The sequence below is a fragment of the Burkholderia sp. SRS-W-2-2016 genome (assembly GCF_001931485.1).
Classification (GTDB): Bacteria; Pseudomonadota; Gammaproteobacteria; order Burkholderiales; family Burkholderiaceae; genus Paraburkholderia.
The window spans coordinates 187,562-199,716 of the sequence record NZ_MSDV01000018.1 but is presented as its reverse complement, the minus strand read 5'-3'; the positions used below and the strand labels follow the sequence as shown (position 1 = coordinate 199,716).

12 protein-coding genes are annotated in these 12,155 nt (G+C 65.7%); 4 read left to right on the top strand and 8 right to left on the bottom strand.

Annotated features, from left to right (window positions below; genetic code table 11):
• On the bottom strand, window positions 1-1,091 hold a 1,091-nt coding region (locus tag BTH42_RS06460), incomplete at its 3' end, for a type VI secretion system Vgr family protein (RefSeq protein ID WP_143751985.1).
• A 164-nt stretch (window positions 1,092-1,255) separates the two neighbouring features.
• On the bottom strand, window positions 1,256-1,474 hold the full coding sequence (locus tag BTH42_RS36425) for an Arm DNA-binding domain-containing protein (RefSeq protein WP_075297001.1): 219 nt from the start codon (window positions 1,472-1,474) through the stop codon (window positions 1,256-1,258).
• Between the two features lie 214 nt (window positions 1,475-1,688).
• On the opposite strand from BTH42_RS36425, the gene BTH42_RS06450 reads away from it, so the two are divergent.
• A complete protein-coding gene (locus tag BTH42_RS06450; protein ID WP_075297049.1) occupies window positions 1,689-4,250 on the top strand; it encodes an FUSC family protein in 2,562 nt (853 codons plus the stop codon).
• A 28-nt stretch (window positions 4,251-4,278) separates the two neighbouring features.
• Here the strand turns inward: BTH42_RS06450 and BTH42_RS06445 are convergent, their stop codons facing one another.
• Together BTH42_RS06445 and BTH42_RS06440 are read right to left on the bottom strand one after the other, a co-directional pair.
• A complete protein-coding gene (locus BTH42_RS06445; protein WP_075296999.1) occupies window positions 4,279-4,488 on the bottom strand; it encodes a hypothetical protein in 210 nt (69 codons plus the stop codon).
• Window positions 4,489-4,729: 241 nt separating this feature from the next.
• Window positions 4,730-5,203 (bottom strand): Lrp/AsnC family transcriptional regulator, encoded by a 474-nt coding sequence (locus BTH42_RS06440; protein ID WP_075296997.1) that lies wholly within the window; start codon window positions 5,201-5,203, stop codon window positions 4,730-4,732.
• Window positions 5,204-5,391: 188 nt separating this feature from the next.
• Between BTH42_RS06440 and BTH42_RS06435 the strand changes: the two genes are divergently transcribed.
• Window positions 5,392-5,997, top strand: coding sequence for a cysteine dioxygenase (locus BTH42_RS06435; protein ID WP_372237247.1), 606 nt, complete (start codon window positions 5,392-5,394; stop codon window positions 5,995-5,997).
• Window positions 5,998-6,017: 20 nt separating this feature from the next.
• On the opposite strand, the gene BTH42_RS06430 is transcribed toward BTH42_RS06435, so the two are convergent.
• From BTH42_RS06430 to BTH42_RS06415, 4 genes are all read right to left on the bottom strand, one after another.
• The gene (locus tag BTH42_RS06430; protein WP_075296993.1) at window positions 6,018-8,894 is read right to left on the bottom strand and encodes a mechanosensitive ion channel family protein; all 2,877 of its coding nucleotides are present in this window, start codon (window positions 8,892-8,894) and stop codon (window positions 6,018-6,020) included.
• 118 nt (window positions 8,895-9,012) lie between these two features.
• Complete coding sequence (locus tag BTH42_RS06425) at window positions 9,013-9,660, bottom strand: NAD(P)-dependent oxidoreductase (RefSeq protein ID WP_075296991.1); 648 nt, start codon at window positions 9,658-9,660, stop codon at window positions 9,013-9,015.
• 109 nt (window positions 9,661-9,769) lie between these two features.
• Window positions 9,770-10,219, bottom strand: a complete 450-nt coding sequence (locus BTH42_RS06420; RefSeq protein ID WP_075296989.1) for an Rrf2 family transcriptional regulator — start codon at window positions 10,217-10,219, stop codon at window positions 9,770-9,772.
• 93 nt (window positions 10,220-10,312) lie between these two features.
• The gene (locus BTH42_RS06415) at window positions 10,313-10,789 is read right to left on the bottom strand and encodes a hypothetical protein (RefSeq protein WP_178392127.1); all 477 of its coding nucleotides are present in this window, start codon (window positions 10,787-10,789) and stop codon (window positions 10,313-10,315) included.
• A 287-nt stretch (window positions 10,790-11,076) separates the two neighbouring features.
• Here BTH42_RS06415 and BTH42_RS06410 point away from each other — a divergent pair, with 287 nt between their 5' ends.
• Together BTH42_RS06410 and BTH42_RS06405 are read left to right on the top strand one after the other, a co-directional pair.
• Entirely contained in the window at window positions 11,077-11,658 is a 582-nt protein-coding gene (locus tag BTH42_RS06410; RefSeq protein ID WP_075296987.1) for a DJ-1/PfpI family protein, read from the top strand.
• A gap of 170 nt (window positions 11,659-11,828) precedes the next feature.
• Window positions 11,829-12,155, top strand: coding sequence for a hypothetical protein (locus tag BTH42_RS06405; protein WP_075296974.1), 327 nt, complete (start codon window positions 11,829-11,831; stop codon window positions 12,153-12,155).

Sequence of the window (12,155 nt, the reverse complement as noted above, 5' to 3'; positions counted from 1 at the left end):
CATTTTTCCGGCTCCAGTTCCAGACGGAAACGCCGGTCGGCGGGGATCGCCCTGAATGAGTTTGAATAGGGCTTGTCACGCGCGCCGCTGCGCGTGATGTCGATAATAACCATGCCTTTCGGCGCATCGGGCAATACCTCGTCCATCTCCAGCACGCGTGCGCACTGCAACGCGAGCACGTTGCTCTCGCCTTCAAAGACCACCTGCCGCGCAATTGCCGCTTCATGCCTGAGTTGCGCCTCCCATCCAGCGCCAGCCTGGTCGAGATGATGTGTACCGAACACATCTACCTGGCCATAGGTCGTTTCGTCCTGTGGTGCAACATTGGCTTCGTCACGCAGCCGTTCCCAGGCCGCGTCCGGGTTGTAATCGGCCACCATGAACGACTGCGGGACGATCTTCGTGTGTGTCTTCAGTGACGTGATTGCCTCGATGCCGCGAGCTTCAAGCCCTGCCGCCTCGCGGTAGGGCACGACAAGCTGCGGGTCATAGATGTAGTGGTCAATATCGTCGCCGTAGACCTTCTCGTCGCCGTACTCGGTTTCGAGGATGTAGCTGTAAATCCCAGCCTTCTCCTGGAGCATGTGGGCATAGGCCGCGTCGGTCATCCCGTACTGCATACGAAATGCGTGCTGGGGATACTGCCTGCGCAGCCGGAACAGGAATTGATGGTCGCGCAGGCCATGGGTGCGCAAACCCTCCGCCAGAATGTCGGGCGTGGTGGCGTGCTGGAAAATCCTGTTGCGTGTCACCGCTTCCAGGCGGCCAGAGTGCGACTTCAGGACAACCTCGTACTTCGTGAAATCCTGCGTGGTCTGCACCGTCGAGAAGCGCGCAATGAAGCCGGAAAACTTCCGCACGGTCCCATCGTCGGCCACGATGGAAAACACCGCGTCGCGGTTCAGAAAATCGGTGCGCGGTAATTGCTGCGGGTGGGTCAGTTCGATATGGACGACGTTGGGTTCGCCCATTTTCTCGGTCGCTGTGAACGACACGACCGAGAGTGCCGATGCGGCATCTGTGCCCGGCACGCTGAGGTAATACGCCTGCCGCCCGGGTATGGCTTGCAGCGCGCCTTGCAGGTCCGCCATGGGCAGGCCTCCTTGCTGATTATTTTTAGAGGCGCGGCCAGGTACATCAGAACTGCGTAGGTAGAGGGGGCCGCGGCGCGAGGCAAACTTTGCCTCTCAAGGCTTGTACCCCCGCGGGTTATCTCGGTTCAATCCAGAAAGGTCTGAAAATACATCATCTATTGTCAGAAAAGACCGACTCTGGTGGCCTGCCCGAGTGCACAGACTCCCCCCAAAGCCTGGACGAGTGCGATGCGCGCCTCCGCCGCGCGGTCACGGGCATCTGTCAATCCGACATCAGGCCTGCGGCCTAGTCCCAGTTCACGGCTGCGATTGTGAAGCTGATACTTCAAAACCCAGCTTGCCGAACCGGTCGGCCTCACCTGTAGATGTAGCCCCGCCATCGGGATAATATCGGGGGCTTCGGCGGCGGATCGCTGATAAGCTTCCTGATAGCTGCTACTGTCAGGCGGTTAATCGTTCGCATTGCGGTAGGCTCCAGGCCTTCAATCCAATCCCCGGTTTAACCCCCAATTTCAGGCGCGACACCTTGAGTTAGATTGAACTGATTTAGACCAAAAAATTACATCAAATCCCTTTGTATACAAGGATTTGCAGGTGCTCAAAACCGATCGTTACGACTCAAGAAATACCGCACTTTTCTATTCGGTCGAAATCAGAAAATTCTTATATAGCCAGTACTTTTATGGCGGCCTGCGCATCGCGGTCGGCGTGTCCTTACCGGTGCTCCTGTGTCTGATCGTGTTCCACAATCGCGAACTCGGCTTCACGATCGCGACCGGCGCGCTCGGCGCGTGCGTGGTCGATATGCCCGGGCCGCTGAAGTACAAGCACAACGAAATGCTGGCCTGCACGGTGATCGGTTTTCTGTCCGCGCTCGCCACCGGGCTGGCGACCGTCAATCCGGTCGCGCTATGGGCCACCGTGGTGCCGCTCACGTTCCTGCTGTCGCTGATCGTCGTGTACGGCAACCGCTGGCCGCAGATCAGCTTTGCGACGCTGTTCATGATGATCATGACGCTGGAGGATCACTTCACGCCGCTGCAGGCGCTGACCAACGCGTCGTGGATCCTGCTCGGCGGCCTCTGGTACACGTACTGGTCGACCTTCGTGAGCCGCTGGATGATGAACCGGATCGAGCAGCAGGCGCTCGCCGAAAGCGTGTTCGCGTGCGCCGATTATCTGCTCGCGCGCGCCGCGTTCTACGACCTGAGCAACGATCTCGACGAGTGCTACCGCAATCTGGTCGACAAGCAGATTGCCGCCGTGGACCGCCAGGAGGCGGCGCGCGACATCGTGCTGCGCAACCTGCCGCGACTCAGGCGCGGCAAGCTCGAGCCGCACCGCGCGATGCTCTACAACCTGTTCATCAATACCGTCGATCTGCACGAGCTGTTCGTCGGCGCGCAAACCGATTACACGCTGGTGCGCAGCACGTTCGGCGGCTCCGATCTGCTGGTGTTCTATCGCGACCTGATCCGCAAGGCGGCCGCCGATCTCGAGGAGATCGGCCTCGCGGTGCTGCAGAATCAGGCGCCGCGCAAGCGCGTGAACGTGAAGGCGGAACTGCGCGCGATCGAGTACGAGATCGAACTGATGCGCAAGAAGGAGCTGCCCACCCACAACCCGGAAGCGTATTCGGCGGTGTCGGCCAATTTCCGCCGTATCTGGAGCGCGACGCGGCTGATCGACAAGATGCACCGCAGCCTCACCAGCGAGCCGAGCGCGACCGAAACCGAACTGCGCATCGACCAGGCGTTGAGCCGCTTCGTGTCGAGCCGACGCGTGCCGTTCGGGCAGATCTTCTCGAATCTGACGATGGCCTCGCCGAGCTTTCGCCACGCGCTGCGCGTGACGATCGCGGTCGCGGTCGGCTTCTGGCTCGGCCGCCTGCTGCCGCTCACCAACGCGTACTGGATCGTGATGACCACGGTCATCATTCTGAAGCCCGGTTACTCGCTGACCAAACAGCGCAACGGCCAGCGGATTATCGGCACGCTGATCGGCTGCGCGGCGAGCATCGCGCTGATCATGTTCGTCAAGCAGCCGCATCTGCTGATGGTGGTGATGTTCGCGTCGATGGTGATGAGCTACAGCCTGCTGCTGTTCAACTACACGGCGAGCGTGGTGTTCACGTCGTCGTATGTGCTGCTGCTGTTTCATCTGCTTGCGCCGGGCAGCATGCGCATCATCGGCGAACGCGCGATCGACACGGTGGTCGGCTGCGCGATCGCGATCGCGGCGAGCCACCTGTTCCCGTACTGGGAATACCGGCTGATGGGCAAGCTGGTCAACAACGTGATCAGCGCGACCCGGCAGTATCTGGAAGCGAGCTGGTGGTGGAGCGGCAAGCCGGCCGCGGCGGTCGTCGCGACCGTCACCGAAGGCGGCGCGCGCGCGCCGGCCGCGGCGATGGCGGATGCGGGGCTCGGCTTTGGGGGGGCGGCGCTGGCGGGCGCTGGCGTGGCGACCGGCGGTACGGTGAGCGTGGGAGCCGGTTTCGGGGCGGGCACGGAGAGCGGCTCGAATCCGGCCGCGGCTACCGGTGCGAAGGCCACCGCGACCGAAGCCGCTGCAGGCAGCACCACGACCAGCAACCCGGCCGCGCGCGCCGCGAACAGCGGCACCTCGGCGGCGGCCACCGCCGCGGCGACCGCGCTCGATCGCGACTACCGTTACCGGCTCGCGCGCAAGAACGTACACGTCGCGTTCGCGAATCTCGGTCAGGCGTTCCAGCGGATGATGCTCGAACCGAAGTCCGCGCAGAAGTTCGTGCCGGAGCTCAATGGCCTGCTGGTGCGCAGCCACGTGCTCGCGTCGCAGATCGCCGCGGCCGCGCCGCTGCTACGCACGTCCGCGCAACAGCAGCAACAGGTCGAGGACATCTCGCTACAGCCGCTGCAACGCGCGCTGAGCCTCGTGCGCGACAACCTGAGCGCGGCCGAAGCCGGCACCGCGCTGCCCGCCGAACAGGGCGAGCAGATCAAGCTGATGACGCGCGAACTCGATGCGATGGTGGTCGAAACGGAGAAGTCGCCGGACTACACCGCCGACGCGGTGCACGACATGAAACTGCTCGCGCATCAATGCAAGCAGATGCTCGCGGCGTCCGCGCAGATTCGCAAGGACGCAAGCATGATCCGGCTGCCGGACGAATAGGACGCGCGGCCGCGTCGCGATGGCCCGCTTACTGCGCGGGGCCGCTCGCCGGCTTCAGCGCATTGGCCGCCGCGGCCGCCTGCGAGGTCACCGACGGCGGGGTCGCGTTCTGGCTGTCGAACTCTTCCTTTTCGCGGATCGCGTTATAGAACAGCGTGGCGATCACCAGCAGGATCGCCACCACGATAAAGACGGCGATGCCGAAGGTCGGGTTCTTCTTGCGCGGCGGTTTGTTCATTGAAGCGGGCTCGGTTCGCGAAGCAGTCGCGGGGTGTCAGGGAAGGCGGAATTCTACGCCCACTGAGCTTGCACGCGGCTTGCAGTCCAACGAACGGATCGCCTCGGGATTCGCGCGCGCGGCGATGACTTCGATCGAGCTTGCAGCAAGCGGCGCACCTGCCGGCGCGCGCACGGCAATGCGATCGCACAGCGCCCACTCAACGACTACCCAGCGACCCCGGCAGCGCCTTGCGCGCCGCTCAGGTCACCGCGAAAGAGCGCACCGGCAACGCGGTCGAATACTTGATCTGCTCCATCGCGAAACTGGAACTCACGTCGTAAAGCGGCACGCTGGTGATCAGCTGCTTGTAGATCCGGTCGTAATCGTCGATATCGGAGACCACCACGCGCAGCAGGTAATCGGTCTCGCCGCTCATCCGGTAGACCTCGACCACTTCCGGAATATCGCGCACCGCCTGGGTGAACGCGGCGGCCCACGCCTCGGTGTGCTGGTTGGTGCGCACCGCGACGAACACCGTGGTGCCGACCCCGAGCTTGCGCGCATCGCACAGCGCGACCTGCGCGCGGATCACCCCGGCCTCCTTCAGACGCTGCAGCCGCTTCCAGCAAGGCGTCTGCGACAGGTTCACGCGCTGCGCGAGTTCGGCGATCGGCATGGTCGCGTCTTCCTGCAGTAATTCGAGCAGCTTCCGATCGATGATATCCATGCCCATGCGACACCCCTTATAGGAAATTATTCTACTTTTCTAACCCGTGGGGGAATTATATGGAAACTCTTTCTCCGGTCAAACGGGTACAAATATCGATACCCAAAATAGCCGATCAGCAGCGCAGCCGCTGCACCACGACCATGAGCGACGACTTCCGCGCCCCCTCTTTCGAGCGCCTTGCCGACTATCCGATGCCGTCGCACGAGGCGGCTTTTCATGCGGCCACGTCGGCGGCCCGCGAGTTGCCGCGCCCCCCCCTCGAGCGTCTGTGCGACACGCTCGACGCAATGTTCGAGGCCTGCGCGCATTTCCCCGAGCCGTCGCATTCGCGCTTCTTCGCGCGCAGCATGCGGCTCGCGCTCGCCGAGGCGGCCGCCGATCCGGCGCTGCTCGCGCCGGCGCAACGCGAAGGCTCGGCCGACTGCTACCGGCGCCACCTGCTCGCCGCCGATCCTCACGGCCGCTACGCGATTGCCGCGCTGGTCTGGCAGCCGGGTCAGGCGAGCCCGGTGCACGCGCATCACACGTGGTGCGGCTACGCGGTGGTCGACGGCAAGTTAAACGAAACGATTTTCGAGTGGGACGAGACGCAACATTGCGCGAGCGCGCTGCGCTCGCAGGCGCGCAAGCCCGGTGCGGTGTCGTATGTGCGCAGCGGCCGCGGCGCGATTCACCGGCTCGGCAACCTGAGCGATACGGCGGCGGTGTCGCTGCATGTGTACGGCGTCGAAGCCGCGCGGATGAGCACGCATGTGAACGACGTCGTGCGGGTTACCGACGCGGCGGCGCTGGTTTGAACTGAGCGTTCGATTCGACTTCAGGTCTTTCCGCCCCCATCGCCCGCGGTTGGAATCTGCGGCGGAGTCGACGCGCTCTGTCCGGTCGGCGGCGGCGCCGGCCGCGGTTCATGCGATACGTCGCGCACCGGCGCGAGCGGCACCGGCGGCGCGGCGTGCGCCGACGGCCCGATGCCGGCCGCTTTGTGCGTCACTTCGTGCGCCGCCTCATACGTCCCCTCGGGCACGGCTTCGCGCACATGTTCGCGCTCCTGTTCCCGCGAGCGCTCCCGTGCATGCTCGTGCGTCCTTCCGTGAGCCCCTTCGCGCAGCCCCTCCGCTTCGCGCCCGTACGCGCCGTCATACCCGCGCGCCGCGGCCCGCTCCCCATCCACCGGCGCCACGAAGCCGGTCATCTCGTCGTCGCGCAACGGCTCGCCCTCGCTATCCTTCGACGACGTGTACACCCGCATCTGCGCGACCGGAATCTCGATCCCCACCTCGTCCATCTTGCGCTTCAGCTGCAGATTGAACGCCCGCGCGACGCTCCATTGCTGCAGCGGCCGCGTCTTGATCTGGCCTTTGACGACCATCCAGTTCGGATCGAAACGGTCGAGCCCCCACACCTCGATCGGCCCGAGCATCTCGCGCCGGTAGCGGAAGTCGGCCATCAGATCGGCGCCGACTTCGCGGATCAACTGCATGATCTGATCGACGTCGGTCGAGAACGCGAGACGCACTTCGAACACCGCATACGCGAAATCGCGCGACAGGTTCTTGACGATCTTGATCTGCGAGAACGGGATCGCGTGGATCGCGCCCTGGCCGTCGCGCAGCCGCACGGTGCGAATCGACAGATGCTCGACGGTGCCCGCGTGGCCGCCGTCGACGTCGATCCAGTCGCCGACCGAAATGGTGTCCTCGATGATGATGAACAGGCCCGTGATCAGATCGGTCACCAGCGACTGCGCGCCGAAGCCGATCGCCAGACCGATCACGCCGGCGCCCGCGAGCAGCGGCGTCACGTTGATGCCGAGATTCGCCGCGGTGACGATGCCGGCGATCGTCATGATCGTCACCAGCAACACGTTGCGCACCAGCGGCAGCATCGTGCGGGCCCGCATGCTCGGGCTGCGCGCCTTGTTGCGCGGACTGCCCGGATTGAGCTGCTCGGTGATCGCGGTGTCGACCAGAATCCACAGCAGCCACGCGATGAACACGGTCGCGACGATCGCCGTCACCGCATGCGCGATCCCGCGCGCGGCGACGTTCTGTTCGACCACCGCGGCCAGCGACACGCCCCACAACCGCGCGGCTAATTCAAAGAAGAACAGCCAGATGAACAGCGTCAGCAGCGTGCCGCAAAAGCGCAGCAGGCGCGTCAGATACGGCGAGCGACGGCGCGCGCGGGCGCTGCGCGGACGCGTCATGCGCAGCACGATCGCCGACAGGAAGAACGCCAGCACCAGCAGCAGCGCGGTGACGATCGAAATCTGCAGCACGTTCTCGCTCGACCCCGAACCGCCCAGCGTCGCGACCACCGACGCGGCGGCGAGCACCAGCACCGGCACGTGCCACAGCGCGGCGAGCACGTCGAACGCATCGGTCGCGGCCTGGTGGTCGTTGCGCAGTTCGTACGAGCGGTTGCGGATCAGATGCGCGACCGGGCGCCGGAACGCGAGCGCGAAATAGCCGGTCAGCACCGCGGCCGTCATGTTGGCCGCGGTCGAAATCAGCGCGGCGAGATTCGAGCCGAGCTGATGCGCGACGTCGTAGTTGACCGCCGCGTCGCCGAGCGCGCCGCATACGCCGATCACGAACAGCACGCGGCGCGCGTGATCGATCAGCAGCCGCACCGCGACGCGCCGGTGGCCCGAGCCGAACAGCGAGAACATGATCAGGCAGATCGCCGAGAACACCGCGCCCGCGACGATCGCATACGCGACCACCATGCCGAGCGTGCGGCCGAGCGCATCGGGCATCGCGCGCACGAACAGCAGCGCGGCGACGAACGCGATGATCCATGGACCGACCCGGCGCAGCGCGAAGATCAGCAGCTCGCGGGTGGTCGGATTCGGGCGCAGGCCGATCTGGATGCCGAACCGCCGGTACAGCCGCTGCTGCAAATAGATCAGCGCGCCGGCGCAGGCGCCCCAGCCGGCCAGCATCGCGAGCATCGCGAGCAGGATGCTGCCGACGCTCTCGCGGCTCTGCCCCGAGACGATCGTGTAAAGCTCGTTGCCGGCCGCGGTCAGGCGGCCGCTCCAGTAGCGCACCGGCGTGCGGCCCTGGTGCACGTCGGATTCGAACGACGCGATCCCCGACGCGATCGCGCCGAGCAGCCCCGGGCTCGGCTGCGCGGGCGCGGCCGGGCCGACCGTTTGCGCGGCGTTCTGCGAGACCTGGCGCAGTTTCTTCAGCTGGTTGACGAGCGCGGTGCGCTGCCGATCGTTGTCGAGCGTCGCGATCACGCTGTCGAGCGAACGCGCAAGTTCCGCCTGGCTCGCGGCCGACGGCGCCGACGCCGCATCGGCCGCCGATGCGCCGGAAGCCGGCGCGGCAGGCGCCGCGTTGACGGTCGCGCTATTGATCAGACTTTGCAGCGCCGGGATCATCGGCGTGGCAGGCGCAGGCGCGGGTGCGGGCGCCGGGGCGCTCGCGGCGGCCGCGCTCGCACCGGCGGCGCTGGCGATGCGCGGCGCGAGGCCGATGCACGCGAGCAGCGTCGCGCAGAACAGCGCGGCGAACCAGCCGCGCCAGCCGCTTACGGGATCGACAACGCGCGACCGCGCGCGGCGAGCGGCTGGCTCGCGGGCGATGGGGTCGGAGGAAAAATGGGGAACGGCGCGGGTCGCCGGCTGCTGCCCGCCGACGGACGGCGCAGCCTCGGACTCACGCCGCGACGGGCATGACTGCATGGCAATCCGTAAGAAAAACGGGAGACGCCAAGTGTAGCCGCAGTTTTGCCCGCCGCGCCCGCGCATGCGTAACCGAATGTTAGGGAGCTTGCGCGAACGGCGACGCTCGGTAAGACACTCAGTAAGCGACGGTCGCGATCTGCCGCACGAAGCGGCCCTGCTCCAGTTCGTCGACGAACGCGATCGCGTAGTCTTCCGCCGAAATGCGGCTGTTGCCGTCGGCATCGGCGATCAGCGTGGCCGCGCCGGTGCGGAACGTGCCGGTGCGCTCGCCCGGCGCGATCAGCGCGGCCGGCGCGAAGAAGGTCCAGTCGAGATCGGTGATGCCGCGGTAGTAATCGAACGCGTCGCGATGCGCGAGCGCGATGCCCTTGTGGGCATCCGGGAAACCGTCGGTGTCGACCAGCTGCTTGCCCGGCGCGACTTCGAGCGAACCCGCGCCGCCCACCACCACGAGACGCTTCAGGCCCGCCGCGCGCACGCCTTCCACCAGTGCGTGGGTGGCGCGCGTGAGCGTCGCGAGATCGCCTTGCGGCGGCGCATACGCGCTCGCGACCACATCGTGTCCGCGCACCGCCGCGCCGACGCTCGCGGCATCGAGCAGATCGGCGCGCGCCGCCTGCAGATTCGCGACGCCGGCCGGCACGCGCGCCGGATCGCGCACCAGCGCGGTGACCTGATGGCCGCGTCGCGCCGCTTCGGCCGCGATCCGCGAACCGACCATGCCGGTTGCGCCGAACAGTGCGATTTTCAGTTGCTTGCTCATTTCATCGTGCTCCTGACGGTTAAATATGTAACTATATCGATTACATATAAAGAGAAAAAAAGCGGGGCTTTCACCCCGTTTGCTTCGTTTGGCTACTGCGCCAGCGGCTTCATGCGCGCCGCTTGCGCTCGCGCTGCTTCTCGAGACGCACCACGTCGGCGGTCGCGTCGGCGAGCGTGCGCGCCGCCAGCGACGCTTCCAGCGCCTGCTGCGCTTCGTCGATCACGCCGCGCAGCACGCCCTGAATATTGCGCCCCACCATACAGGCCGGATTCGGCTCCTCGCGATGCAGCGCGAACAACTGCGCATCGTCGACCGCGCGATACACGTCGAGCAGGCTGATCTGCGCGGGCGAACGCGCCAGCAGCGCGCCGCCGCCCGCGCCCAGCTGCGAGGTGGTGAGGCCCGCTTCCGCGAGCATCGCCAGCAGCCGGCGAATCAGCGCGGGATTGGTGTTCACGCTGCCCGCGATCATCTCCGACGACAACGGCACCCCGCTCTGCAACGACAGCAGCGCGAGCACATGCACGGCAAACGCAAAGCGGCTACTGGTGTTCACAGCGCACCCGCCTGAGACCGACGAAGTGCAACCATCATAGTTACATTTAACGACAGCGTCAAACCGGCTGCTGCGAATCGACTGACGCGCATGTCATTTGTCCATCTGTTTCTGCGCATCGGCGGAATCGCTCGACGCGTTCGACGACGTCGACGCCGACGCCGACGCGCCCGAGTTCTGCGCCGACCATGCCTGCAGCTTGCGCCCCGCCGTTTCGAGGCCCTGGCCGGTCAGCGCCGCGGCCTTGCCGAACTGCGCGTTGGCCGCGCTCGCGGCGTTCTGCAGATTGGCCTGCGCGCTCGATGCGAGCGCCGATGGATCGATCTTGATGGACGGCGCGGAGGCCGACTGGAGGTTCTGCTGCGCGGCGGATTTGGTCGCGTCGACCTGCTGGCCGACGTAGCTCGCCGCCTGGTCGAGCTTCTGACCGGCGAGCTGGGCGGCGTCGTTGAGCTTGCCCGCGACCTGGCCGGCCGACGCATCGTTTTTCTGGCACGCGGCCAGCGCGCCGAAACCGAACACCACACACGCCACGCGGCGCAGCAACGAAGAGGAAACAGAAGAAATCATGATCAGTAGGAGCCGCGCCGGGCGGCTCACGCTAGCAAAGACGCGCCAATGATACCGCCGGCGCCGCGATCCGGGGATGGTCGGCGCGCAGTGCGGCCGCCGCCGGAGCGCGGTACGAGCGCACCCGAACGCAGCGCAACCGCGGTCGCGCTTCTGTCAAACATCATGGGGTAGACTGGTCGAGCACGTCACTGAGCTCGTCACTAAGCACGTCACTGAACACCTCAGCATCGACCCCGAGCATCTGTCAGCATCCCAACGTTGCATCGATCAACCGGAGATATACGATGGCGGCAAAGAAGATCCTGTTCCTGACCGGCGACTTCGCCGAGGATTACGAAACGATGGTGCCATTTCAGGCACTGCAGGCAGTCGGCCATATCGTCGACGCGGTGTGCCCGAACAAGAAGGCCGGCGAGCGCGTGAAGACCGCGATCCATGATTTCGAGGGCGACCAGACCTACACCGAAAAGCCCGGCCACCAGTTCACGCTGAACGCCAGCTTCGACGACGTCGATCCGCAGCAGTACGACGCGCTCGGCATCGCCGGCGGTCGCGCGCCCGAATATCTGCGGCTCAATCCGAAAGTGATCGAACTGGTGCGCCAGTTCGCCGAGGCCGGCAAGCCGATCGCCGCGATCTGCCATGCCGCGCAACTGCTCGCCGCCGCCGACGTGATTCGCGGCAAGCGTATTTCCGCTTACCCCGCCTGCGCGCCCGAAGTGAAGCTGGCCGGCGGCGAATACGCGGACATCCCGGTCGACGCCGCGATCACCGACGGCAACTTCGTCACCGCGCCCGCGTGGCCCGCGCATCCGGAATGGCTGCGGCAATTTCTCGTGCTGCTCGGCACCCGCATCGAGCATTGAACGGCATCACTGCGTCAGGCAGCGAGCGCGGGGACAGTCCCCGCGCTCGAACTCCTCCCCGGCGGCGACCGCCGCCTGCCGAAAATCCGATCCAATATTTGAGAATCGTCCGATAGTTTCTGGCTCGGCACTTCCCTATAGTCGCGGCAGCTTTAGGGAGTGCTGTTTCGATGAAACTGATCGACTGGATCGTGACTCTCGTCATCATGCTGATGGCGATCGCTTTTTTCTGTGCCCGCCGGCCGGCCGCCTGGTCGTGCCATAACCGCGCGCGACATCTGACCGGCACGCGTCTGCTATTGCAGGCCGCGTGCGCGCTGTGGGCGGCGCTGCTGATCGCCGCCAACGGGCTGTTCAGTATCGATGGTCTGCACGGCGTGCGGCCGAGCCCCGTCGCAGCGCTGGCGGGTGTCGCGCTGCTGCTGGTCTGCGGCTGCTACTGGTCGGTGCGCGGGCGCCGGCTATTGAAGCCGCGGCCCGTGTTCGCGCGTTGCTAG